We start from the raw sequence: 24318 nt of genomic DNA on the forward strand, positions 1-24318 counted from the left end.
GTCAATGGAAATCTAAAGATAGAATGGTAGATTATTCTTCATATTTCTTTCCAAAGACTGCTTTTTCCAGATTAGAAAGTCGTTTTAAAATATCATAATTAACTTGATGATTAGATGTCGTTGGACGAATACGTGTCTGATCAGATTGCTTTCTCAATCGTTCATTTTCCTGCTGCAATCGATTGATTTCTTCCTGAAAATATTCATAGTCCTGGATAATAACATCTAAGTACTCGTCCACTTCTTCTTGATTATAACCTCTCATCGCAGTTTTAAAATTCTTCTCTAAAATATCTTTTCCATTAAGTTGATTTGCCATTATTTCCACCTCATTTAATCATTACTTATCATTTTTTCAAAAAAGATATAAGTTGTCAATTTTTAATCTAAATGACTTTCATTATATTCCTGATGCTCCCTGACAATGTCTTCTAGATCATTCGGTGTAATATACCAAACCGAATAATTGGAAGATTCAATAGCATTTTTCATCTTATCCAATACATATCCTGCACTTCCTGGATACTCCTCATCGACAAGCGCTAAACAACCATCTGTTTTATCAATTAACCAGAAATCCTTATTAATAAACTGATAAGGTGCTTTATATGGTTCGTTGTATAGCGGTTGGTAAAAATCAGCTTGTTCAATGATTTGAAGAAATGCTTCCTTATAAACATCCGGCCATCTTGATTCATATTCTAAAAATGGCGGGAATATGCCTAATTTTATTGAATACTCATCTTTTAATTCTACTACCACTTCCGCTGCCCATAATTCAACTCCCATTTGGCCAGACATGATCACCCATTCTAATCCTTCATCGATTAAAGAAATCAATCTTTGTTTCAGAGCAATCTTTACAAAAGGTATTCGTGGATCATTTTCATTACGTATATTTAATTCTGTTGGTTTGTTTCCAATAACTGTTATAACTTTCAACTTGAAACACTACCTTTTTATAAGGAAACTGTATTTATTAGTATAAAGGAAATCACTATTATATTCTAGTGATGCCTATATTTCATACTATAATCAGATTTGTTTACATCACTTTATATGTATTTTATGTAAAATCAGAAAAAATACCCTAGCATGTTTATGTAAACACACTAAGGTATATCTAATTAATAGTTATTATATGCCTTCTATCGTAAAGGATCAATGTGGTGGGCAATTTCTAATCTGGAACATTATGATTTGCGATCGATAATCGGTTCCAGCAGTTAATTGTAATAATAAGCCCTACTAAATCAATATATTGTTTTTCATCAAATTGCTGACGTACTTTTTGATACACACTATCAGGCACACCTTGCTCTGCAATTTGAGTAACAGCTTCAGTCAATTCCAAAGCAGCTTTTTCTTTTTCTGTATAGAAGTCTGTTTCCCACCACGTACTTAGGCAATAAATTCTTTGTTCCGTTTCACCTAATAGTCTGGCATCTTTAGTGTGCATATTAATACAATATGCACACTTATTGAGCTGGGATGCACGAATCTTTACTAATTCGATCAATTTCTCATCAAACTCTGTCTGCTTTTTGTACATTTCCAATTGTCTGATAAGCTTTACTAAATCAGGTGCTATCTCCATATAATTGATTCTTTGTTCCATATTTTTTCCTCCTTTTAATTTGTCTTTCACTTATAAGACAAATTAAAAGGAGAAAGTGTGACCTATATTTTTTAATTTATTTGGATTCATCACGACATAAATATGTTGAACACCTGCTTTTGAGTAATTAAAAGTAATTAGTTTTTTTGGCTCGCCTTGATTTTGCTGCAGAATTCCAACCTTTTGATGAACTTTCACTAAACTAAGCTGACCTTGAAATGTTCCTCTTCTATGAATCCCTTTTAAATAGGCAACCACCCGCTTCTTGCTAATAATCGGATACATAGCGGACAATACTTTCCCACCACCATCAGAGACAAGCACCACATCTTTAGATAAATAATGAATGAATGCATCAAAATTACCGCTTTTCACTGCACTTAGAAATAGCTCGGCCAATTCATGCGCTTCCTCTTTAGAAGTTTGATCGGAAGGTTTACTTTTTTGTATTTTTTGCTGTGCCCTACTATATACCTTTCTACAGCTTTGCTCTGAGCGATTTATAATGGAGGAAATAAATTTGTAGTCAAATGCGAGTACTTCCCTTAATATATAAATGCATCTTTCAAGTTCAGTGAGTTGATGTAAGAGAACAACAAAAGCATAGGAAATTGATTCTTCTTTTAAAAGACATTCCAGCGGAGCATTTGCATCTGGGTTAACAATAGGCTCAGGTAGCCATTGACCTGGATAAACTTCTCTTTTTTTCATAGATGATTGAAGATAATTCAAACTTTTATTTGTTGTCATTTTTGTTAAATATGCCTTAGGATCATTAATAGTGGATAGATCTACTTTCTCCAACTGTATGAAAACATCATGTACAATATCCTCTGCATCTTTTATAGAACCTAACATTCGATAAGCAACTGTGAAAAGCAGCGGTTTATACATATCATATAAATGACTGTAATCCATTTTTATTACCAGCTTTCTATTTAAACAATGATTCAATGGCCGAAAATGTTGTTTAATTACATGTTATAACAAAACCGTGATGAAATCGACCATGAAGTAATTAAATGGAAAGTTGATATCTTAAAATAGACATTTCACAAAATTTGCTTGATAAGTTCAGATATTCTCTTATCTATTAGCTGATCGTTGTAGCTCGCTAAGCTTGCATTCATTTTTTTAAGATGTCCACTACTATCAAAGAAAGTAAAGAGCTGGCTCTCCAAATCCCTCCAGTTGTTAAGGTAGAAAACAACACCTAACTTTTGCAATTGATCAAGGTTGATAACCTCTTGTCCCGGAAGTGCGTGATATATAAAAGTTGGCTTTCTCTTTCTTAAGCACTCACTTATCGTAACACCACCCGGTTTGGTTAAAATACCATCTATCGAATCATAAAGTTCATTCATTTCCTTTCTGCATGTAATAAATTTCAAGGGGATAAGATATTGATTATTTAACCTTTTCACTTTACGGTACAGCAAATTGTTTTTTCCACATAACACATAAAATTTTATTTTACCACTCGTCTTTAAATTGTTTAATAAATCTTCCATCGCACCTACCCCTAAATTTCCACCTGTCACCATTATGGATAGAAACGAAGAATGAGGTTTGTGTAATGGCTTCGTATCTGGCTTAATTTCATGATGAACGGGAATACCCGTAATCCAGATTTGCTGCTCTGGTATTCCTTTTTTCTTTAAGAGCTCTTTCATATTAGGAGATGAAACAAAATGATAGTCGATATGGTTAATCCCCCAAAAGCTATGTATGAAAAAGTCAGTGTATACATTAATCACTGGAATATTAATGATACCCTTTTCTTTCATCACATTTAACATATAGGATGGTAATGCATGTGTACAGATCACACAATCAGGTTGTTTCTCTTTTATTAGTTGTTTCATTTGAGCTAAAAAGAGCAGTTCGTACAGTCTAAATTTTTTAGGTTGTTCTATGTTTTTATATACACTTTGTTGATAAATCCAGTTATATAAACTAGGAAATAAATGAATCCATTTAAGATAGAAACCTGAAACTAAAGCTTCTATTTTTCCATAGCTATAGGAAAGTATTTCTGCTTTTTCACATTTCATTCGTGGTTCATTTAATTCAATTTCATGTTTTAGGGAATCGGCAACTTGGTGGTGTCCAGAAGGTATATTTAAAAATGGGAGAAATAAAATCTTCTTTGAATAAATTGTCATGATGCACCTCATAAATGTCAGATTGATCAAATTATATTGGAAATCCATCCATCAATTACCGTAACAAATAAGGAAAATAATCTGTATAATTAGGAACAGAGGAGTGATGAATATGTTCATGCTATTATTAATCTGTTTCATTATCCTAGTGGCTATTGTAATTTTCAAAGCATATAAAAACACACACAAAATAGTCGTTAAAAAAGTTAAGATAGATAACACCCTAGCAGAACCAGTTTCAACTTTAAATATATTACACCTTTCTGATTTACATCTAGAAAATATCTCCATATCCGCTGAAATGTTATATGAAAAGCTAAAAGGGGAAACAATTGATTTGATTGCCCTTACCGGTGATTTCCTTGATCGCAAGAGAACAATCCCAAAGCTTATTCCTTATTTAAAGGTTTTAAATAAATTGAATCCTAAGTATGGCATTTACACTGTGTTAGGTAATCATGATTATGTTCTAAAAGGGAAACATTTACAAACATTAATAGACACGCTTAATCAAAATAATTGTAATGTCTTACAAAATAGCAATGAAACCATTTATATTGAAAATCAGCCATTAAACATTATTGGTATTGATGATTTCAGCACGAAGCGTAGTGATTTGCCCGGCTCTTATAAATCCATCAAAAAAGGGATGAATTTAGTGCTGACACATGATCCTAATATTGTACTTGATATGAAAAAGTATGATTTCGATTATTTGTTAGCTGGTCATTTTCACGGTGGACAAATTTGTTATCCTAAAGCATACCATCTTGCCAAAATGGGAAAGCTTGCTAGAATGAACATTATCAAAGGACTTCATTCACAGGATGGCAGACCTTTCTATATCAGTGAAGGAATCGGTCAAACTGGCGTAAATATCAGAGTTGGAAGTCTGCCAGAAATAACGCTACATCAACTATCCATCACAAAGAAAAATGCCGATTTATATCCAGCTATTTAAATAGGTGTGACTCTATGCTCTATAAATTTATTATTTAATGAATGAAGCAAACTATACATTCCTATATTTGGTTTTAAATCCTAACAAAAAGAACTCCTGTGATAGGAGTTCTTTTTTAAAGGAATGGACTTAACTATAATCAGAATGGGACAAATTTTCACAAGTACGCAGTTTTTATCTATTCGAATAGTTAAATAGGTCTTGCCTGGGTTTATTTGTTTTTCATCCTACATTTTCTGGTAATATTTATTTAACAATCTTTTTTTGGACATAAATAAATAACATGGATGATGTTTTTTGAGACTTTGTGAGGAAAGCGAAGTAACTGACAACCAGTAGATCGGAAGTAAAGCAATGCATTTAAAATATTTATAAAAGGGACTCCCAATCTCGACAGTGTCAAAACCTAATTTGGTACTTCCTCGATTCAGCATGGTTATACCTATTATTCCTTTAATATCAGTGGCGTTGGCATGGCTATTCACATAATCAGCAAGTTGTGGTAACGATTTTTCAACACTTTGATGAATGACCATAGCCTTTCTAACATCGCTTTTCATACTTCTGATATTTTTCATTAACTGTACATTGTGTAGATGGATTTTTATTAATAAATCATTTTTTTTGATAATAGTTCCATCAGATAATATTGATTCTTTTCCCTTATAGCGGGTTAAACGAACTCTGAAAACATTTTGATCTCTATCCTTTGAATCATCGATGTAAGTAAGGCGGGTAAACATAAAATAAACAGGATCAATTAATAACCATAAAGTAAGTACATATAACTTGATATTCATTATCTTTTTCCTCTCATAAAGTAATACCAATCCTATTTTGTCTTATGTACATATGATTATTCTGTAAGATGTTACCTTGTCAGGATATTATAGAGGAAAAAGCAGTCATATGGATAAAGTAGATACTAAAGGTAAATGATCGGAAGCTATTGGAATAGAATCGTTAACCCGTACATTCAAAATTTCAATATCTTTACTAACAAAAATATAATCCAGCCTTTCTCGAGGTTTTTTGGATGGATAAGTAAAACCAGTTTCATTTCCAACGAAGTCAAATACATCCCTATACACTTTTACAATCTTCTTCCATCTCTTGGATTGTACTTTCATATTCCAATCTCCAATAATAACTGCTGGTCTTTTTGCTTTATTTATAATGAACTCACATTGTTTGTTATGAAGATAAGGATTTAAGCTTAAGTGTGTAACATAAAAATGCACCAATTTATCATTTAATGAAATAGTGGCCTCAAGTATAGATCTATCTTCAGTAAAACAAAGACGTTTGCTAAATACATAACTATTAGATGCATGTAAAGGGTAGCGAGATAGAATGGCGTTCCCATACTGCCGAATTAATTGATTATTTCTTGGTTTTAATGATAGTGAAGGACTGAAAGCACCAAAGTAATTTAATTCATTTGTAAGGTACTCCATTTGATCTTGAAAATGACTTCGTTTTGAAAAACATCTATCTACTTCATTTAAACCGATAATATCAGCATTACTGTCAGATATAACATTACAAATTCGATGAAGATTCACTTTATTATCTAAGCCTTCACCATGATGAATATTATAGCTCATTACCTTGAGATGCATGAAGTAGTCCCCCGTAAATTCCTTTCATTTTGCACTTCCTTAGTTCTTTTCTTTACTTGTATTGTTTAATATTCTTAAAATCCATTCCTTTAAATCGACCATTCGCTTATGTTCTGGTTTCAATGATGTTCCTGTAACAATCATCGGAAAATAGGAATCATGCTTATAAAGAGAACCGTGGCTAGCGCCATTCACATGAGTTGGTGATCCTTCTCCAACAAATTCAAAGCCAGGTTTTGCGTCAACAATTATATATCTCCCAGTATGTGAATAGAAAGAGCTATATAGCCGTGCGAGACCATCTGGAAAGTCTTGATAAGACACCGTATTGTCCTTTGATATCGAAAGATCTAAGATTTTTTCATTCCCTTCTATCTGCCATTTCTGTCCATATAAATCAGTGAATGTTCCATTAGGTTTAAATGAAAGCATCCCCTTCTTATCAACTGATATGACATTGACCATATCACCATGTTTCCATGCAATAAAATTAATTCGATCATCATTTTTTAATTGTGTGGCGATATGCTCTTGCTCTATCTTACTATCTAAAAGGTAAATAAAAGACATTCGTTCATTTAATCCAAGTACAATTTGATCGTGTTCTTGGATCGGACCGCTAATCTGATGTATAGTATACTCTTTTAGCAATTTCCTTAAATCTATCAAGGCCTCTTCCTTATCACTCTTAATATCACTTTGACCACTATCCCCCATTACGATCCAGATATTATCCTGTATCGCTTCTTCCCATGACGAATACGTATTAAGTAGTTCTTGTAATTGTTTATCCGATTCTTCAATTCCTTTCATTTCTTTTACTCCATTTTTGTGTACTATTTTATCATTATCAGAGAAATAAACGAGAGAAAAAGAAGGTAAATAATCTTCTTTGATCAAGTATTTAAGTTCTTGTGTTGAGAACTTATTATTAAAACCAAAAGCTTGCCAAAAATGAACCTTGTTATTATTAGGGTTAAGTTTAGATAATAGACCATAAGAAAAATATCTAGGTCCATTTATCGAATCTCCCTTTTCTAAATAACCGACCATATTCAAAATTCTAGGTACGTTTAATAATTGCTTTTGGTTTCCTCGGTATACAAGCGTGTTAATCGATGCTGATTGTCCATTTAATTCTTCATGAATGGTTTTTACATCTTTACTTAAGTGATTATGATTTAATTGAAACAAACTATTTTGAAAAACTTGCTTCATTCCTATTTTCATTATTTCCTTTCTTGCACTACCATAACTAATAAACTGTTTATTTTGTTCATCGTACCAGACTAGCGCAGGAATCTTATGTTCATTTGGATAAGTCCCAGTTAATAATGTGCTATCAATAGTAACAGACATAGTAGGATAACTACTTACCATATCTGGATAATAGTAGCCGTTGTTAATTAAAAATTCTAATGCTGGTGCTTTTCCTTCTTTCAAAGTATTTTGTAATGATTTATCCATTAATGAATCAATAATAATCATAACAACATGTTTAGATGAATGGTTTGTAGGTGGTGATCCCTTATTCGTTTTCACGATTGGCTGGATTAAATATAAATAAATAAGAAACAGTATTAACAAAATGATGAGAATAGAAATTGTTAGTTTTAACACTTGGTTCAATCTTCCTTCCTTCATAGAATGGGCCCCTCTTCCATCAGGTAATTAATCATTGTCACAATTGGATTTAACTAGTTCTCCACCAGCGATAAAAAGGAATTACAATGATTAAAAACCCTAAGTAGATACAAATTCCCATTAATAAATGTCCGATTGATTCAAATAGTTGATTACCTATAAATGCATAAACAATCATACCCGGAATTTGACCAATTGCGGTTGCTAGCATATATGTCTTAAATAACATTGAACTTAAACCAGAATAAATATTGACTACAGGTGGCGGAATTATGGGAATCATCCTACTGAATAATACAGCTATAAATGCATTATGACTAATAAGATCATCGTACTTTTTAATCTTATTAAACTTTGTAATAAGTATCTGGAATTCCTTTACAAAAACAAATCGAGCAAAAATGAATAAGATAGCTGAAGCTCCGATTGAACCAACCCAATTAATTATTCCCCCTAACCAAATACCGTATTTTGCCCCCATCAATGCACCAAATACTGAAAAGGGAACAATAGGAATAATTCCAAATAATACTGCAAGGAAAAACATCAAAGGGAGATGGGAGGGTTCACTACGATTTAACCACTGGATTAAAGGTTCATGAAAAAAGAATGCAGTGATCAAAATGAATGCATATGAAATAACGACAATGATTCCTTTTCTCATGAGTGAACTCCCTTAAACAAGCTGAAATAGATATTCGATCTAGTAATGTAAATAGAAAGTATCAGTTTATAACATGCAAGTTGCCTGAAGAGATAACGCATGTATTGTCAAAATTATTGATCACTGAACCATTTCGTCACTTTTGTCCCTACCCCTACAAATGTTTCAATGATAGCTTGTGCCCCAGCTATTGATAAAACAAAGATAATCGGCCAAGCAATAGCTGGAATATACATATAAGAGAGAGCGATAATAATAGCACTCCAAACCCCTGCACACCAATAACAGTTTAGTAAATAACCAAATTTTGATGTTGGAACATTTTTCATATGCTCGTTCCCATTATCATCGATAACCTTTTCCTTCTTTAAAAATGGTTTTCTAATAAATTCAGTTATTTTATCAAATACAATTAAATGTGTTAAACGATAACTTGCCAAAATGATAATAAAATACGTTAACCAATTTAATTTATTCAACGGTTTCCTCCCTGCTGATCTTTTATGATTTTTATTAGTTTACATAATAATAATATTGTTACCTATTCCGTTTTTAACCAAAAAAATCAAGAAAAGACTTTAAAGTTGCTTCGCGGTTGATTTTTGCAATCGAGGTAGTTAACGGGACACCTTTCGGACATACTTGTACACAGTTTTGAGAATTACCGCACGATTCTAATCCCCCATCATCCATGAACGCTTCAAGTCGTTTCTGTTTCTGCATCGCACCAGTTGGATGTATATTTTTTAATTCGATTTGACCAAAAACAAAAGGCCCTAAAAAATCGGAGTTGTCATTTACATTTGGACATGCTTCTAAGCAAACACCGCACGTAAAACATTTCGACAACTCATATCCCCATTGACGCCTTGATTCATCCATACGAGGACCTGAGCCGATATCATAAGTACCATCTATTGGAATCCAAGCCTGAACCCTTTGAAGTGCTTGAAACATTCTCTCCCTCTCAATGACTAAATCTCGAATAACTGGAAAAGTTTCCATTGGTTTTAACTTAATTGGTTGTTCTAATCGATCTACTAAAGTGGAACAGGCTTGTCTTGGAGTACCGTTGATTATCATCGAACAAGCTCCACAAATTTCTTCCAAACAGTTCATGTCCCATTGTACGGGAGCAGTATGTTTTCCTTGTTTATTAACTGGGTTACTTCTAATCGACATTAAGACGGAGATGATATTCATATTGGCGCGATAAGGAATTAGAAATTCTTCTTCATATGGATCGGAGTGTGGATCGTCTTGTCTTTGAACAATTACTTGAATATTTTCCATCGTATTTCTCCCCATTCATCTTATAAATAAACCAGTCTTCCCAATTTAATGAAACAATTTCTGAAGCAGTTAATTGAGCTGACCGTGCTTTAACCATATCCTTGTCAGAAAGTCTAATATTTAAGACACCTAACACTTTTTGGTCAGAACCTTGTTCATACCAGTCTCCAAATACTTGAATAAGATTATATAACTTATAAACAGAAATTCTATCGGCGTTAAAGTTCCACAATTGTTTATGTATACTATTCTCACAGCCTCTGCTAAAAATAATGATATTTTGTTTATTCAGCATTTCCTGTGGGTGAAAAGTGATTTTCATTGGCATAATATGCATTCTTCCACACTCCTTTCTTTCTATCTAGTATGAAACAATAAAATCTGGAATATTCATCAGCATCTGAAAAACTGCTGGTTATGACTTTACATAAGAAAAACTGGGCAAAACCCGCCCACCATTAACTATATGCTAAGTAGATCTGTGGAGTTTACTATTAGTGGCCATTATGAAATATATTAACCGTTTGACCACCACTACGGCTGCCTTGCACACATTAACATTTATAATAAATAACATCACTAGTTAACGATATCTTTATTTTTTATGACTCATTTTAAACGGGAATAGGATACCAAAATGTTGTGATAACAACAGTTATATAATTTCCCACCTCACAAAGAAAAACTGTCATGAAATTTTTTCATGACAGTTAGTGTGGAGTGGTCATTTCCAATTAGTACATTCAAGCAAAGCTGATGCCCTCTACCCTTCTGCTTATCTTGGCATCATGTTTTGTGGATTCCATTGGCCTGGTCCTGGTTGGTTACCTGGGTTACCTGGAGTATTAAATGGTCCTTGCATTGGTCCACCATATACATTAACTTGGTCAACTGTATTCTGATAAGAAGTTGTGTGTGGATAATAATGAGTATTTTTTACTAAATGATGATTAACACAAGTAGTATGGGAAGGATGGATGTGCTTTACTTCGCTTTCACTACAAGTGTGTACTTCGTTTGTTTTTGTTGGATATACAACAGTCGGTGATGGCATTCCACAACCAAAAGGTCTTCGATGTCTCATTTATAGTCACCTCACTAATTATTATTCTATACTAGCGTATGTCACGATAGTGAGGATTGTCTAAGGCATCAACCTATGATATCGATGTTTTTTACAGATTATGAATATCATTCTTTAATAAATCGAACACATATATAACTGATTGATGTAATTCCATGTATCTTTTTCTTTTTACATCTACATAATAACTGTGGAGCAACAACAATTTAATGTTTTCCTCTGTTGACTCAACTTGCTGAGGATGTACTTTTACATTCCTGTTCTTCACAAAGTTTAATGCTTCTTCATACCATTGATCTACCGTTTCGAAAACTGGTTCCGTATTATCCTTTACAAACGCAAAGAATTTCGGGTCCCTTTTATTTTCTGGACGTTCATGCGAGAGATAATATTCTTTTAACTTTACTAACTCTTTTTCTAAATCTTCTATATATGTTAACAGTAACAAACTATTAAACCGCCTTTCTATAACTGTAATAGCCATCATTACTGTAACATTATTTCAAGAATAATTCTATTATGCCCCTTCTTTCTTGTACATATCGTTATGTGCCCAGTACTGACCTTTGGACTCCTTATTTGTAGTAAATTCCCATTGTTCTTCAATATTTTCAACGAGCTCCATTAATTCATTTAATTTTTTTTCACACATCTCTTTTGTAAAGATATCATGATTGGCACTCATATTATATCCCTCCTAGTTTTTATATACTGTATTCGTTAATGAGGTTTGAAATTCCTTGCCCTTGACAAAACTAGAAATAAGATGACATGAACTTTCCAATATCCGTATGTTTTATACAAAAAGAGCCAAACTATAATCAAAGGAGGGATTGTGATGCGTGTCAACAAAAAAAGAAAAATGAATAACGGACGGGACAAACAGCATAACAAAGAGATACCGACTCAAAATGACAAAAAATTAAACGGACCTAATCGTCCATCAACTTAGTACAAAAGTCGACATTGCATCTCGTAATGTCGACTTTTTATGGACTTTTTATGGACTTTTTATGGACTTTTTATGGACTTTTTATGGACTTATTATTTTATAGATTTATCAAACAGCCCCCAATAAATTGTTACGATTTTCGAAACTTTAAGCTAGGAAATTACTATTGCACTAGGCTTTCATTATACATTTTGATTGAAGATTTTAGTTGCTTAGCGTATGATGTATCTATCCATGATATGATGGATGTGTTGATGATATTAGGAGGGAGTTTATGCAATATCCAAATGGAAAAAAATCATCAGCTTTAAAAAAAATCAATCATACTAGTCAAACGGTATACAGTAACCGAGGAATGTCTCTGGAAGATGATATTAATGATACGAATCAATATTATTTAACACACAATATTGCGATTATTCATAAGAAACCAACACCTGTTCAGATTGTCCATGTAGATTATCCGAAAAGAAGTGCAGCAGTTATAAAAGAAGCATATTTTAAACAGGCGTCGACTACAGATTATAATGGACTATATAAAGGAAAGCATATAGATTTTGAAGCGAAGGAAACAAAAAATAAACATTCTTTTCCGCTCAATAACATTCATCAACACCAGATAGATCATATGAAACAGGTAGTGAAACATGGTGGAATCTGCTTTCTATTAATCCGGTTTAGTATAAGTCAAGAAACATTCCTATTTCCTGCTGAAAAGTTATTTACTTACTGGGAACAGCAGTATAATGGTGGTAGAAAATCTATTCGTTATGAAACTGTGAAAAAGCTAGGTTATATAATACCTATTCGATATCAAGCAAAGGTAGATTACGTGGCTGTTATTGACAAGTATTATATAAAGAACGGAGGAACAACAAATGGCAGATAAAAGCCAATCTAGAATGGAAAGAAGAAAATCAAAACAAAAAAAATCGAACAACAAGCCTATGTGGAAAAAAGTGATGAAATACGCACTTATCGCCGTTTTATTAATCGGTTTAGGAATTGGTGGGTTATTTACGTATTATATCGCTACAGCTCCAGATTTAGAGGCTGATTTATTATCTGATCCAGCATCAACAAACCTTTATGATATTAATGGTGATGTATTTGCAAAATTAGGAGCAGAGAAAAGAACGAAAATAGACCATGATGACATGCCTCCTGTGTTATTAAATGCTATATTAGCTACAGAAGATGTCCGATTTCGAGAGCATATAGGGATTGATTTTAAGCGTATCGGTGGAGCCATTATTGCGAACTTCCGAGAAGGATTTGGAGCGCAAGGGGCAAGCACGATTACTCAACAAGTTGTCAAAGGTTCATTCCTGACAAATGATAAGAAATTAAAACGAAAAGTTCAGGAGCAATGGCTTGCATTAAAATTAGATCGACAATATACAAAAGATGAAATTATGGAAATGTATGTTAACAAGATCTATTATGGTGCGGGTGCTTATGGTGTAGCGACGGCAGCAGAAGTATACTTTGGTAAAACAGATCTTAATGATTTAACTCTTCCAGAAGCAGCAATCTTAGCTGGTTTACCACAACGCCCTTCTGCTTATGATCCATTTGTGAACCCGGATTTAACAAAAGAAAGAATGAATACTGTACTCGACTTAATGGTTCAGCACAATAAAATTAGTGAAGAAGAAGCAAATAAAGCTAGAGAAGTAAATATTGAAGATTTATTGACAAAAAAGAAACCAGACTTTGTGAAATATGAAGGTTTTATTCAACAAGTTCGTAAAGAGGTACAAGAAAAGACTGGAGCAGATATTTACAAAGATAGCTTAGACGTCTACACGACACTTGATCCAGATGCGCAAGAACAAGTTGAATTTCTGTTAAGTGATGATGAGGAGAATCCTATTCCATTTAGCAGTGATGAGAATCTACAAGCAGGTCTCACTGTCCTTGATACTCAAACAGGTGCTATTCGTGCAATTGGTGGTGGAAGAAACCGGGAGAATAATGGTTGGAACTATGCGATCGATGGTGAAGGACGTCAAGGTGGTTCAGTTATGAAACCAGTTGTTGCTTATGGACCGGCTATTGAACATTTACAGTGGTCCACTTATCACCAGTTAAATGATGACAAACCATATCCTGTAGCAGGAACCGATAGTGTTATTCGAAATTGGAACAGAGATTATCAAGGTTGGATGTCTGCAAGATTTGCGTTGAAATGGTCATTAAATGTACCAGCAGTAAAAACTTTTGACGAAGTTGGTGGCAGTAATGCCAAGACATTCGCAGAAGGATTAGGAGTCGATTTCCACGAGGATAAAATAACTATTAGAGATGCAATTGGCGGAACAGGAACCCGTGTGACGTCATTGCAAATGGCTGGAGCCTATGCTGCCTTTGGTAATAAAGGTATATATCACGAGCCATTTTCCGTCATTCGCGTTGACTATCCTGATCGCCGTTCAGATGAATTAGAATCTGATTCCGAAGTTGCCATGTCGGAAAGTACAGCATATATGATTACAGATATGTTAAAATCAGTGGTGCAAAGTGGTACTGGAACACAGGCTAATGTACCTGGTCTTCCTATGGCAGGAAAAACTGGTACTACCAATATGGATGATGGATCAGGAAGCCCTGACTCTTGGTTTGTCGGTTATACGACCAATTACACTGTTTCTGTATGGACTGGATATGATGAACGGGAAGCAATTAAAAACACTGATATTGCAAAATTATTATTCAAGGAAACAATGTCTCATATTTCAGAAGGTGTTGAAACTAAAGACTTTGTAAAACCTGATTCAGTAGTAGAAGTAAAAGTCGAAAAAGGATCCAATCCTGCTAAACGACCAAGTGAATATACACCAGATTCAGAAATTGTCACTGAGTTATTTGTAAAAGGAACAGAACCAGATGCCGTCTCAAAAAAATATGATAAACTTGAAAAAGTTACTGACTTAACTGCTTCTTATGATAAAGAAAAAGAAATCATTAAAGCAAAATGGAATCATAAAGCAGATGATGTACAATTCAAAGTGTCTGCAGGTACAGATGGTTCATTAAATGATTTAACAACAACAGATAAAAACGAGCTAGAAATTTCTGAAGTCGAAAAAGGAACAACTTACACGATTGAAGTTATTGCCATAAATGATGACATGGAAAGTGATCCAATGACAGTAACAGTCCAAGTTCCTGAGGATGAACCAGAGAAACTACCTCAAGTGAGCCAGTTACATCAAACTTTTGATCCAGCAAACCGATCAGCATTGATAAGCTGGAAGTATGATCAGAAAGGCCCGATTGAGTTTGAAATTGTCGTGCAAGATGGTGGTCAAACAATTGACCAATTTAACACCAATAAAAACTCAGTTAATATAACTCAGCTTGAGGCTAATAAGACCTATTCGATTCATGTCACACCATTCCTGAAGAATAAAGACGTACGAGGACCTTCTGCAAGTGTCCAAGTATCAACACAAGGATTAGAAAATGAAGAGCAACAAAATCCTGATGAAAATGATCCAGGTAACGAAGAGCAAGAAGACCAAAATGAAGAAGAGCAACAAGATGAAGGTCAACAGAATCAGGATGATCCACAGAATCCAGATGCTGAATTACCAATAATTCCAGAAGCTGGTTAACAAAAAAGCAGCAAGGTATTTCTTATACCTTGCTGCTTTTTCTCATTCTTTTTTTACCTTCACGACAAAGGTCAAGAAGTGGGCAAATTTCACATTGTGGACTTTTCGCCTTACAGTGGTAGCGCCCAAAAAAGATTAAACGATGATGTGTGTTACTCCACTCTTCTTTAGGAATTTTTCTCATTAGTGTTTTTTCAACTTCTAAAACACTATCCTTCCAACGGCAAATAGCTAATCTTTTTGAAACTCTTTCAACGTGTGTATCCACAGCAATGGCAGGCTCACCAAATGCAACTGAAGCTACCACATTTGCTGTTTTACGACCAACACCCGCAAGATTTTCTAATTCTTGTTTCGTATTAGGAACAATTCCATCATATTCTTCAATGAGAGTTGTACAAAGTTTTCGGATATTCTTTGATTTATTACGATATAAACCAATCGATCGAATATCATGCTGCAACTCCTCTAATGGAACATTTAAATAATCTTCTGGTGTTTTATATTTCTTAAAGAGATCTTTTGTCACTTTATTAACTAATGCATCGGTACATTGCGCAGATAATACAACAGCAATTAGTAATTCAAAAGGATTATCATGCACTAATTCACATTCTGCATCCGGAAACATTTCCTCGATTTTATCCAGAACAACATTTATTTCTTTTTTTGTTAACATTGCTTCCCCTACTCCTCTAACCAATTGTAATATAAAGATTTATCATAAGGATGTTCTTTCTTAACTGACGTTTTTTGCTGATGTGTGTGAAATGATTTGCTTGATTGCTGTGCTTGCTGTGAAGATTTGATTCCTTTTTTTTGCCATTCAATTAAAATACGGTCAATATATTTAAAATTTATCTTCCCCATCAATACTGCTTCTCTTAAGGCAGTATATATCAGAGAAATATCATAGTTATCTTCATCTAACCAATTATTAATCATTTCGATTTCGAAAGGCGATAAGGGTCTACCAAATTCACGTTCGAATTTTTGAAATACTTCACCCACTTTATTATCTACCTTTTCGACGGTTTGCTCAACAACATATAATTTCTTCCATAAAGGATCTAATGAATAAGTTTCCTTTATCATTTGATTATCTTCCTTATCTTCTTCAATGGACAAAAAGTCTTTTTGTATAAGTTGTCGTAGTAAGTTGGTACATACTTCATTTGAAATTGTTAAATGTTCAGCGATTTCCTCAGGTGTTGGGAAGTTGTTGCCCTTTCTTTGTGCAGTATAAATTTGCAATATAATAGCTAATTGCGTCTCATTCAGACCTAGAGAAGCAAATTTTTCTATTAATAAAGTAGGAAAATTTATTTGATCATGTAAAATAAATTGAATATTTTGTTTCATCATTTAAAACCACCTTCAACCAATATGATAACACTGTATTAGAAATAATACCCGTTCCTACACTGATCATTTAACTCACAGTAGATAAAATACTGCGAACTATTGAAAATTCTCTCAGTGTTAAGCTTCTTCCATATTAACACTCAACTCAGAAGAATAGAAGAAAGCAAATCTTAAAAGTATAACTTCACATTTTTGATTCAGTGTTATTTTTTAATGCTTCCTTTTTCTCCTTTTAAAATAGATAATCCTTTGCATGCTTTGCAAAGGATTATCTATACTTATGGGTATAAACGGTTTAAAAGTCTTGGGAACGGTATTGTTTCTCTAACGTGCTCAACGCCACTGATCCAGGCAACAGTTCGTTCTAATCCTAATCCGAAACCGGCATGTGGTACACTTCCGTATTTGCGCAAATCAAGATACCATTGATAAGCGTCACCTGTTAGGTCATGCTCCTCATAGCGCTGTTCCATTAACGATAAATCATCAATCCTTGAAGAACCACCAATGATTTCACCGTAACCTTCCGGTGCAATTAAGTCAGCACATAATACAACATCTTCACGATTAGGGCCAGGTTTCATATAAAAAGCTTTAATATCTTTCGGATAATGTGTAATAAACACAGGTTGATCAAAGCTTTCAGCAATTGCTGTTTCATGAGGAGCACCGAAATCCTCTCCCCATTCGATATCTGTAAATCCTTTATCCTTTAACATTTCAATTGCTTTATCATATGTGATACGTGGAAATGGCGCTTTGATTTTTTCTAAAGCTTCCAAATTACGTTCCAGTGTTTTAAGTTCTAATGTGCAATTTTCTAATACAGATTCTATAATAAATTGCACATAGTTTTCTTGTATCTCTAAGCTTTCTTCGTGGGTAACAAAAGCCATTTCCGGTTCAATCATCCAAAATTCAATTAAGTGTCTTCTTGTTTTTGACTTTTCGGCTCTGAACGTTGGTCCGAATGAAAATACACGACCAAGTGCCATAGCTGCTGCTTCCATATATAGTTGACCACTCTGTGATAAATAAGCTTCTTCATCAAAATACTTGGTATGGAATAGTTCAGTAGTTCCTTCGGCAGCAGAACCGGTTAAAATTGGGGGATCTACTTTAACAAATCCTTCTTTTTGGAAAAACTGATACGTAGCTTGGATAATTTGATTTCTAATTTTCATAATGGCATGTTGTTTTTTGGATCGTAACCATAAATGACGGTGATCCATTAAAAATTCTGTACCATGTTCTTTCGGTGTAATTGGATAATCCGTTGCTTCATGGATGATTTCGATTTCTTCCACCTGCATTTCATAGCCAAACGGAGAGCGAGTATCCTCAACAATCGTTCCTGTTACGTATAAGGATGATTCCTGAGTAATAGATTTCGCCAACTGAAATATTTCTTCAGACACGTCAGCTTTTACTACGACCCCTTGAATAAACCCCGTACCGTCACGCAATTGTAAAAAGGCGATTTTACCACTGGATCGTTTGTTGGCAAGCCATACACCTACCGTAACCTCTTGATTGAGATAATTTGATACCTGATTAATCGTTGTTTTCATAATATTTCCTCCACTATCCTTCTTACTTATTGATGATTTTCAACAAATCGTTTAATTCGGTTTGCTGCTTCTTCTAGTTGCTCTAATGAAATAGCATAAGAAAGACGAACATTATTTGGCGCGCCAAATCCAGAACCTGGTACTAAAGCTACTTTTTCTTCTTCTAACAAAGCAGTAACCCATTCATCCACTGTATCGAATCCGTTCATTTCCACAGCTTTTTTTACATTTGGGAATAGATAGAAAGCACCTTTAGGTTTTACACATTCAATTCCTGGAATAGCGACTAACCATTCATATAAATTTTCTAGTCGTTCACTAAATGCTTCTCGCATTACTTTTACTGGCTCTTGTGAACCACTATAAGCTGCTTCTGCTGCTACTTGTGCAATCGATGTTGGGTTTGATGTTGAATGTGATGCTAAATTCGACATCGCTTTAATAATCTGTTTGTTACCTACTGCATAACCAATTCGCCAACCAGTCATGGAATGTGATTTTGAAACACCATTGATAATAATAGTTTGTTCTTTTAATGCTGGAGAAAGCTCTGCGACAGATACATGTTCTGTTGTTGTATACGTTAATTTTTCATAAATTTCATCAGAAACGATTAAAATATTATGCTTGAGACATACTTCTCCTAAAGCTTCTAATTCTTCTTTCTCATACATGACACCTGTAGGATTACTTGGTGAATTAATAATAACAGCTCTCGTTTTTTCTGTGATGGTATTTTCTAATTGCTCTGGTGTTAATTTAAATTCATTTTCCTCTTGTGCATCAACAAATACCGGTTTACCTTCAGCTAATTTAATCTGTTCAGGATAGCTTACCCAGTAAGGAGCTGGAACAATCACTTCGTCTCCTTTATTTAGCAACACTTGAAATAAAGTGTAGAGCGCATGTTTTGCCCCAATTGTCACAATGATTTGATCAAGGTCATAGTCTAAATCTTGATCTTTCTTCATTTTAGACTGAATAGCCTGCTTTAATTCGACTGTTCCTCCAGCAGGTGTATATTTAGTAAAACCATCATACATTGCTTTAGAAGCTGCTTCTAGAATATGTTCAGGGGTATTATAATCAGGCTCTCCTGCACCTAAACCAATAACATCATGACCTGCTTGTTTTAATTCTTTAGCTTTAGCCGTTATCGCCAGTGTTGATGATGGGGTTAATGTTTGTACTCTGTTTGCTAATTCCATACTTGTTAATCACCTTTCTATTCTTGAAATGATGGGTTTAAAGTTAATCGATAATGGGATTTGTCCTTTAATAATACATGTTCATACACCAGTCTATCTGAGGTATTAATATATTTAATTTCAAGAATTGGGAGATCGTTATCTATTCCAATTGTTGAACCTAAAAGTTCACATGAAGTACATCGATCACGCCATTCTGATAACAGAATATCTTCTGAATAAAGAGATTCTTTATCATAAATGTCGTATTCCCATTTCTCCTCCGACTGATACATATATAATAAAGATGCTTGGTTATCGTTCGTTTCACCTTCTAATACATAGTATAATTGCTCTCCATGGAAGCGTTCAATGCTATGTATCACGTCAAGTGAAGTATTTTCAATTGCTAAAGTCTTCACATCGTCAAAATGTTCGGTCTTACTATTCATAATATCTTGATAAAGCGTAATGAAATAGTATAACGTGATCAATAAGACGACCATACAGAAAGAGACTATTATCCATAATTTATTACGTCCGATAAATGGTAAAGATTGCTTTTTCATCATTATCCTCACTTAATGTTAATCCGAACATAAGATTGTCTTCTTTCAATGTCCGGTTTAAACTGTCGACAATTTTATACAGATCTTCCGTATATGCCAACTGAACCGTAGATAGCGTAGTAACTTTTGAATCACTTATTTGAGACACCTCCAACTAATATAACATAAGGAAAGTAATATTTACTTTCCTTACTGCATAAAAAAGACATTCCTCTATTTATTTTGATAGACTTTGCTCAATTTTTCAACTGAAAACATGGTAGATTTTAAAATATATATGGTTATTTAAGAATGTAATCAGCTGACTGAACTATTTTCCGTGAGAATTTCGTAATCATCCTTGTATAAACGTACAAATACGGTGCCAGACTGTTTCAAAAAGTAAACATCAATCCAGGTAGCGTTTAAACGCTCAATTAAGGAATCATTTATCTTGTGTGTTTGACTTGGAAAAATGATACTCATATATGGATCAATATGTTCCAAGAAATTTTGTGACGGTGAATGTCCACTACCGAACGCAGCTACTTTTAATATATCTACATCCACTGTTTGCTGAATTAATTTTTGTTCAATTGTCGTTTCCTTGTCATTTAAAAATAATATAGATTCTTTACCGTATCGCATTAAAAAGGAAATATCGCCATCCTTTGTTTGATCCAAAGGTTTTATATTTAAATCTTTCCAAAGAGTGAATTCCTCATTTAACGTCCAAGTTTGCACGTCGACATCGTCTGAAAAATCAATATTCATGTTCGAAGGAATGATTACTTTTTCGACTTGATAGTGTTCCAAAAAATATAATAAGTTTCCAGTATATTCTTCTGACTGATTCGTTATAACAATGGTTTCTATTTTGTCCACTTGCAATTTACTTAATTGCTGGTATAACTTTTTTTGACTTCGTTTTGAAGCTGTATTCACTAAAATGTGCTGACCTTTATAATTGGTTAATAAACTTGCTTCACCATGAGGTACTTTAAAAAATATAATATCTAACTCATCGATATTTAATTTCGGTATATCAGTTTTAGCGAGTAACGGTGAACTAATCATGATTGACAGTAATAAACAACTAATCAGACGTATTTTCATTTGGAAACCTACCTCTTTGAATTTTTTATTATATATGTAGGTTTTCACAAAATGCAAAAGTTTATCATAGCCATTTACTGACACGATTTAGTAAGTTTTGCATGTTTTCATAATGAATAGGAATTTCCGGTATAGATTGAATAAATGTCTTACCATAACGTTTTGTCATGATTCTCTCATCGAAAACAAATATCATGCCATGATCTGTATCTTTTCGTATTAATCGTCCAAATCCTTGTTTGAATTGCAAAACCGCTTGTGGTAATGCTAATTCCATAAAAGGATTCTTCCCTTTTGATTTAAAATAATCAGCTTTTTTTACATAAACAGGATCTTGTGGCGACTGAAAAGGTAGCTTCACTATGATTAAACATGACAAATCATTGCCAGGGATATCAATGCCTTGCCAATAAGCATTCGTCCCTAACAAGATTGATTTTTCAAATGCTTGAAATTGTTTAATTAGCCGGTTCCTGCTACCTGTTGAAACACCTTGGCCAATGATCATATAATCCATTAACAGCTCTGTCTCTTTTAAAATAAAGTAGCTTTTCCTCAACATATCATATGAAGTAAATAATACTAACATTCTGCCATTCGTTTTTTCAGCAATTGAAATAATCGCTTCATTAATGGCAAATATAAAATCATCATTATTAGGATATTGAATAGCAGGAAGATCATTGGGGATCATAAGCTGGACATTATTTCGATAATCAAAATAATGATCTACAATATATTCTTTGGATTGCTCTGTATCAAGTCCTAACCTTTCTTTTATATAATGAAATGATTGATTCATGGTTAATGTAGCACTTATTAATATAATGGATTCACTTTTTCGAAATAAATTTTCTTTTAATGAATGCTTAACTGAAAATGGTTCATGCTGAATAAAAACAGCATTCTGTGCACCTTGTTGATCAATCTCCAGCCATGTAACAGCTGTCTGTTTTTCTGCAATTAAAAGCTCTTGAAGCAGTTCATGTATACGTAATAGTTGCTTTTTTTCATCTGTAGTATCGTCTTGAAACAATTGAGCTAATTCATTGATCACCATCATTGTTCGTTTAATACTGTCGACAAGTTCAATTGGTTTGTCATGATTCCACACAGTTTTCAAACGGCCAACATCCGTGACTGCTTTCTGTTTTTTATTATTTTCTTTGACATATTGATATAATTGTCGGAATAATAAATCTGTTTCATATTTAACTGTATCTAAATAATGTTGAAAGTTTACATTTTTGTAATAACTTTTTTCTAATTGTTGATAGAAAGCTGTTAATTCAAAATAGCTTAAAGAATCTCCAAGATAATTCGTTGCCATTTGCTCTAACTGATGGGCTTCATCAATAATCAACCTTTGATATTCAGGAAGAATCGGCTTTTCTGCTAACATGTCTATCGCTAACAGAGAATGATTAGTGACAACTATAGAAGCATCAGTTGCTTTACTTATCATTCGTCGATAAAAACAATGATTCTTCCAAGTCTCATTGGTTGCTCCGTTATTTACTACAATTTGATAAAAAATAGGGTGTTTTTCAACAGGAAACTGTATTTCATCTAAGTCCCCTGTTATTGTCTCTGTTAACCAGACTATAATCATGGCTTTTAATAATGTATCTTGATAAGAACGATAATTTGAATCATGAAAAAATTGCTCAAAATTTTGCAGACTTAAATAATGATTTTTCCCTTTAATGACAGCTGTTCGAATTGGTATGTCGAGCTTAGCTAAATCCTGATCAATTAATTGTGACTGTAAATTCGTATTAGTAGTACTAATAACCACTTTATTATGATGATTTAGTGCTTCATAAACTGCTGGAATTAAATATCCAATAGTTTTCCCCAATCCTGTTTCCGCTTCAATGAGAGCATGTTCCTTCATTCGGAAATGATCATAGATTTTCTCACTGATGAAGACTTGTGCATTTCGTTTTTCATACCGGGGATAGACTTGAGCAAGTTTGCCATGTTCATCGTACATTTCTTCTAAATATTTAGGGAAATCATGGGGGATTTTTATTTCTGCATTACTTTTTTCTTCTGGTTTCTTAAGAGAAAATCCTCTAAACTCCTCTATATCTGTACGAATTGCTTGATGGTCTAATAATTCACACAATGTAGCAAAGTCTGTGCGTAATGGTTTAGAGATAGATAAAACTTGATTTATAACATTTACCGGTAGGTATTGTAATTTGTTAATCATCATAATAAGCAAATCAGCAGTTACCAAAGCGTCAGAAATTGCTCTATGTGGATTTTTATGACTTATCATTAAATATTCAGCTAATTCATTTAATTTGTAGCTAGGTGCTTTTGGTAACAATATTCTTGCCAGTTCAACTGTGTCGACAACATAAGGATGTATTTTTGTTTCCCCTACGCGTTCAAGCTCTTCATTTAAAAAAGTTAAATCGAAAGGTACATTGTGTGCAACTAGTATTGCATTATCCAGTAAATCTTTAAACTCGGGAACGACTTCATCGAAAACGGGTTGTGTTTCTACATCTTCGTCTGTTATAGATGTTAATTGTGAAATAAAGGTAGGAATAGGCCGTTCTGGATTGATTAATTGATTATACTGTTTTGTTATTTGGTTGTCTTCGATTACTACTAAGGCTATTTCAATGATTCGGTCACCTTTTGATGCTGACTGTCCAGTAGTTTCCACATCTATTACAACAAATTTTTGCAAAGGATCATCCCCGATTCTTGATATTACGATTAAAATTTATAGTTTGCATCTTAGGCCATAATTTGTACAAACAAATACTCGCGCAGTCATTATTTGAACTAAAATTGCGAACCAGTGAAAATTTCCAGAGTAACACTTTCTACTTTACTTTCCATAGAGAGCGGCGGAATACCGCTTCGGTAGAATAGTCCGCTTTCGGTG

At 33.6% G+C, this 24318-nt stretch carries 26 protein-coding genes; 3 read left to right on the forward strand and 23 right to left on the reverse strand.

What is annotated here, in order from left to right:
- Window positions 1-31: 31 nt before the first annotated feature.
- The 5 genes from gpsB to ACTWP4_RS15535 form a co-directional block, all read right to left on the reverse strand.
- On the reverse strand, window positions 32-319 hold the full coding sequence (gpsB, locus tag ACTWP4_RS15515) for a cell division regulator GpsB (protein ID WP_443129692.1): 288 nt from the start codon (window positions 317-319) through the stop codon (window positions 32-34).
- Window positions 320-381: 62 nt separating this feature from the next.
- Entirely contained in the window at window positions 382-942 is a 561-nt protein-coding gene (locus tag ACTWP4_RS15520; protein ID WP_443129693.1) for an SLOG family protein, read from the reverse strand.
- Window positions 943-1180: 238 nt separating this feature from the next.
- Complete coding sequence (locus ACTWP4_RS15525) at window positions 1181-1618, reverse strand: carboxymuconolactone decarboxylase family protein (protein ID WP_443129694.1); 438 nt, start codon at window positions 1616-1618, stop codon at window positions 1181-1183.
- 42 nt (window positions 1619-1660) lie between these two features.
- Complete coding sequence (sigJ, locus tag ACTWP4_RS15530; protein WP_443129695.1) at window positions 1661-2536, reverse strand: RNA polymerase sigma factor SigJ; 876 nt, start codon at window positions 2534-2536, stop codon at window positions 1661-1663.
- A 134-nt stretch (window positions 2537-2670) separates the two neighbouring features.
- Complete coding sequence (locus tag ACTWP4_RS15535; protein ID WP_443129696.1) at window positions 2671-3783, reverse strand: MGDG synthase family glycosyltransferase; 1113 nt, start codon at window positions 3781-3783, stop codon at window positions 2671-2673.
- 112 nt (window positions 3784-3895) lie between these two features.
- Here ACTWP4_RS15535 and ACTWP4_RS15540 point away from each other — a divergent pair, with 112 nt between their 5' ends.
- The gene (locus ACTWP4_RS15540) at window positions 3896-4744 is read left to right on the forward strand and encodes a metallophosphoesterase (RefSeq protein WP_443129697.1); all 849 of its coding nucleotides are present in this window, start codon (window positions 3896-3898) and stop codon (window positions 4742-4744) included.
- A 227-nt stretch (window positions 4745-4971) separates the two neighbouring features.
- Here the strand turns inward: ACTWP4_RS15540 and ACTWP4_RS15545 are convergent, their stop codons facing one another.
- From ACTWP4_RS15545 to ACTWP4_RS15590, 10 genes are all read right to left on the reverse strand, one after another.
- Window positions 4972-5538, reverse strand: coding sequence for a YkoP family protein (locus ACTWP4_RS15545; protein WP_443129791.1), 567 nt, complete (start codon window positions 5536-5538; stop codon window positions 4972-4974).
- Between the two features lie 111 nt (window positions 5539-5649).
- Entirely contained in the window at window positions 5650-6366 is a 717-nt protein-coding gene (locus ACTWP4_RS15550; RefSeq protein WP_443129698.1) for an endonuclease/exonuclease/phosphatase family protein, read from the reverse strand.
- 39 nt (window positions 6367-6405) lie between these two features.
- Window positions 6406-8010: an alkaline phosphatase family protein gene (locus ACTWP4_RS15555; RefSeq protein ID WP_443129699.1), complete on the reverse strand. Its 1605-nt coding sequence runs from the start codon at window positions 8008-8010 to the stop codon at window positions 6406-6408.
- Between the two features lie 49 nt (window positions 8011-8059).
- The gene (locus ACTWP4_RS15560; RefSeq protein WP_443129700.1) at window positions 8060-8674 is read right to left on the reverse strand and encodes a TVP38/TMEM64 family protein; all 615 of its coding nucleotides are present in this window, start codon (window positions 8672-8674) and stop codon (window positions 8060-8062) included.
- A 113-nt stretch (window positions 8675-8787) separates the two neighbouring features.
- Window positions 8788-9153 carry a DUF1360 domain-containing protein gene (locus ACTWP4_RS15565; RefSeq protein WP_443129701.1) on the reverse strand — a complete coding sequence of 122 codons (366 nt, stop codon included), beginning with the start codon at window positions 9151-9153 and terminating at the stop codon, window positions 8788-8790.
- 73 nt (window positions 9154-9226) lie between these two features.
- The gene (gene sdhB / locus ACTWP4_RS15570; protein ID WP_443129702.1) at window positions 9227-9967 is read right to left on the reverse strand and encodes a succinate dehydrogenase iron-sulfur subunit; all 741 of its coding nucleotides are present in this window, start codon (window positions 9965-9967) and stop codon (window positions 9227-9229) included.
- Window positions 9909-10304 (reverse strand): hypothetical protein, encoded by a 396-nt coding sequence (locus tag ACTWP4_RS15575; RefSeq protein WP_443129703.1) that lies wholly within the window; start codon window positions 10302-10304, stop codon window positions 9909-9911. Before ACTWP4_RS15575 ends, sdhB begins: the two co-directional genes overlap by 59 nt.
- A 438-nt stretch (window positions 10305-10742) precedes the next feature.
- A complete protein-coding gene (locus ACTWP4_RS15580; protein WP_443129704.1) occupies window positions 10743-11051 on the reverse strand; it encodes a CotD family spore coat protein in 309 nt (102 codons plus the stop codon).
- Between the two features lie 91 nt (window positions 11052-11142).
- Complete coding sequence (locus ACTWP4_RS15585; protein WP_443129705.1) at window positions 11143-11499, reverse strand: DUF1798 family protein; 357 nt, start codon at window positions 11497-11499, stop codon at window positions 11143-11145.
- Between the two features lie 69 nt (window positions 11500-11568).
- Complete coding sequence (locus ACTWP4_RS15590) at window positions 11569-11736, reverse strand: hypothetical protein (protein ID WP_443129706.1); 168 nt, start codon at window positions 11734-11736, stop codon at window positions 11569-11571.
- 541 nt (window positions 11737-12277) lie between these two features.
- Between ACTWP4_RS15590 and recU the strand changes: the two genes are divergently transcribed.
- Window positions 12278-12892: a Holliday junction resolvase RecU gene (recU, locus tag ACTWP4_RS15595; RefSeq protein ID WP_443129707.1), complete on the forward strand. Its 615-nt coding sequence runs from the start codon at window positions 12278-12280 to the stop codon at window positions 12890-12892.
- Entirely contained in the window at window positions 12882-15623 is a 2742-nt protein-coding gene (locus ACTWP4_RS15600) for a transglycosylase domain-containing protein (protein ID WP_443129708.1), read from the forward strand. Before recU ends, ACTWP4_RS15600 begins: the two co-directional genes overlap by 11 nt.
- Window positions 15624-15645: 22 nt before the next feature.
- Here ACTWP4_RS15600 and nth read toward each other — a convergent pair whose 3' ends face one another.
- The 8 genes from nth to dinG form a co-directional block, all read right to left on the reverse strand.
- Entirely contained in the window at window positions 15646-16302 is a 657-nt protein-coding gene (nth, locus tag ACTWP4_RS15605) for an endonuclease III (protein WP_443129709.1), read from the reverse strand.
- 8 nt (window positions 16303-16310) lie between these two features.
- Window positions 16311-16988: a DnaD domain protein gene (locus ACTWP4_RS15610; protein ID WP_443129711.1), complete on the reverse strand. Its 678-nt coding sequence runs from the start codon at window positions 16986-16988 to the stop codon at window positions 16311-16313.
- A gap of 278 nt (window positions 16989-17266) precedes the next feature.
- Window positions 17267-18559, reverse strand: coding sequence for an asparagine--tRNA ligase (gene asnS / locus ACTWP4_RS15615; protein ID WP_443129712.1), 1293 nt, complete (start codon window positions 18557-18559; stop codon window positions 17267-17269).
- Window positions 18560-18585: 26 nt separating this feature from the next.
- Complete coding sequence (locus ACTWP4_RS15620; protein WP_443129713.1) at window positions 18586-19767, reverse strand: pyridoxal phosphate-dependent aminotransferase; 1182 nt, start codon at window positions 19765-19767, stop codon at window positions 18586-18588.
- Between the two features lie 17 nt (window positions 19768-19784).
- Window positions 19785-20315 (reverse strand): cell wall elongation regulator TseB-like domain-containing protein, encoded by a 531-nt coding sequence (locus tag ACTWP4_RS15625; protein WP_443129714.1) that lies wholly within the window; start codon window positions 20313-20315, stop codon window positions 19785-19787.
- Window positions 20281-20454: a YpmA family protein gene (locus tag ACTWP4_RS15630; RefSeq protein ID WP_443129792.1), complete on the reverse strand. Its 174-nt coding sequence runs from the start codon at window positions 20452-20454 to the stop codon at window positions 20281-20283. The genes ACTWP4_RS15625 and ACTWP4_RS15630 overlap by 35 nt, the downstream gene beginning before the upstream one ends.
- 158 nt (window positions 20455-20612) lie before the next feature.
- Entirely contained in the window at window positions 20613-21410 is a 798-nt protein-coding gene (locus tag ACTWP4_RS15635; protein ID WP_443129715.1) for a ComEC/Rec2 family competence protein, read from the reverse strand.
- Window positions 21411-21474: 64 nt separating this feature from the next.
- Complete coding sequence (gene dinG, locus ACTWP4_RS15640; protein WP_443129716.1) at window positions 21475-24117, reverse strand: ATP-dependent DNA helicase DinG; 2643 nt, start codon at window positions 24115-24117, stop codon at window positions 21475-21477.
- Between the last annotated feature and the right edge of the window lie 201 nt (window positions 24118-24318).

Source organism: Gracilibacillus sp. D59 (genome assembly GCF_052246695.1).
Classification (GTDB): domain Bacteria; phylum Bacillota; class Bacilli; order Bacillales; family Amphibacillaceae; genus Gracilibacillus.

What these genes read in the sequence shown, in the direction of transcription:
- asnS (WP_443129712.1), bottom strand. Translation starts at nt 18,559, where the DNA reads ATGAAAACAACGATTAATCAGGTATCAAATTATCTCAATCAAGAGGTT.
- ACTWP4_RS15575 (WP_443129703.1), bottom strand. Translation starts at nt 10,304, where the DNA reads ATGCATATTATGCCAATGAAAATCACTTTTCACCCACAGGAAATGCTG.
- ACTWP4_RS15620 (WP_443129713.1), bottom strand. Translation starts at nt 19,767, where the DNA reads ATGGAATTAGCAAACAGAGTACAAACATTAACCCCATCATCAACACTG.
- ACTWP4_RS15610 (WP_443129711.1), bottom strand. Translation starts at nt 16,988, where the DNA reads ATGATGAAACAAAATATTCAATTTATTTTACATGATCAAATAAATTTT.
- ACTWP4_RS15555 (WP_443129699.1), bottom strand. Translation starts at nt 8,010, where the DNA reads ATGAAGGAAGGAAGATTGAACCAAGTGTTAAAACTAACAATTTCTATT.
- ACTWP4_RS15560 (WP_443129700.1), bottom strand. Translation starts at nt 8,674, where the DNA reads ATGAGAAAAGGAATCATTGTCGTTATTTCATATGCATTCATTTTGATC.
- ACTWP4_RS15580 (WP_443129704.1), bottom strand. Translation starts at nt 11,051, where the DNA reads ATGAGACATCGAAGACCTTTTGGTTGTGGAATGCCATCACCGACTGTT.
- ACTWP4_RS15590 (WP_443129706.1), bottom strand. Translation starts at nt 11,736, where the DNA reads ATGAGTGCCAATCATGATATCTTTACAAAAGAGATGTGTGAAAAAAAA.
- ACTWP4_RS15600 (WP_443129708.1), top strand. Translation starts at nt 12,882, where the DNA reads ATGGCAGATAAAAGCCAATCTAGAATGGAAAGAAGAAAATCAAAACAA.
- ACTWP4_RS15550 (WP_443129698.1), bottom strand. Translation starts at nt 6,366, where the DNA reads ATGCATCTCAAGGTAATGAGCTATAATATTCATCATGGTGAAGGCTTA.
- sdhB (WP_443129702.1), bottom strand. Translation starts at nt 9,967, where the DNA reads ATGGAAAATATTCAAGTAATTGTTCAAAGACAAGACGATCCACACTCC.
- ACTWP4_RS15625 (WP_443129714.1), bottom strand. Translation starts at nt 20,315, where the DNA reads ATGAAAAAGCAATCTTTACCATTTATCGGACGTAATAAATTATGGATA.
- ACTWP4_RS15535 (WP_443129696.1), bottom strand. Translation starts at nt 3,783, where the DNA reads ATGACAATTTATTCAAAGAAGATTTTATTTCTCCCATTTTTAAATATA.
- ACTWP4_RS15635 (WP_443129715.1), bottom strand. Translation starts at nt 21,410, where the DNA reads ATGAAAATACGTCTGATTAGTTGTTTATTACTGTCAATCATGATTAGT.
- gpsB (WP_443129692.1), bottom strand. Translation starts at nt 319, where the DNA reads ATGGCAAATCAACTTAATGGAAAAGATATTTTAGAGAAGAATTTTAAA.
- sigJ (WP_443129695.1), bottom strand. Translation starts at nt 2,536, where the DNA reads ATGGATTACAGTCATTTATATGATATGTATAAACCGCTGCTTTTCACA.
- ACTWP4_RS15525 (WP_443129694.1), bottom strand. Translation starts at nt 1,618, where the DNA reads ATGGAACAAAGAATCAATTATATGGAGATAGCACCTGATTTAGTAAAG.
- recU (WP_443129707.1), top strand. Translation starts at nt 12,278, where the DNA reads ATGCAATATCCAAATGGAAAAAAATCATCAGCTTTAAAAAAAATCAAT.
- nth (WP_443129709.1), bottom strand. Translation starts at nt 16,302, where the DNA reads ATGTTAACAAAAAAAGAAATAAATGTTGTTCTGGATAAAATCGAGGAA.
- ACTWP4_RS15540 (WP_443129697.1), top strand. Translation starts at nt 3,896, where the DNA reads ATGTTCATGCTATTATTAATCTGTTTCATTATCCTAGTGGCTATTGTA.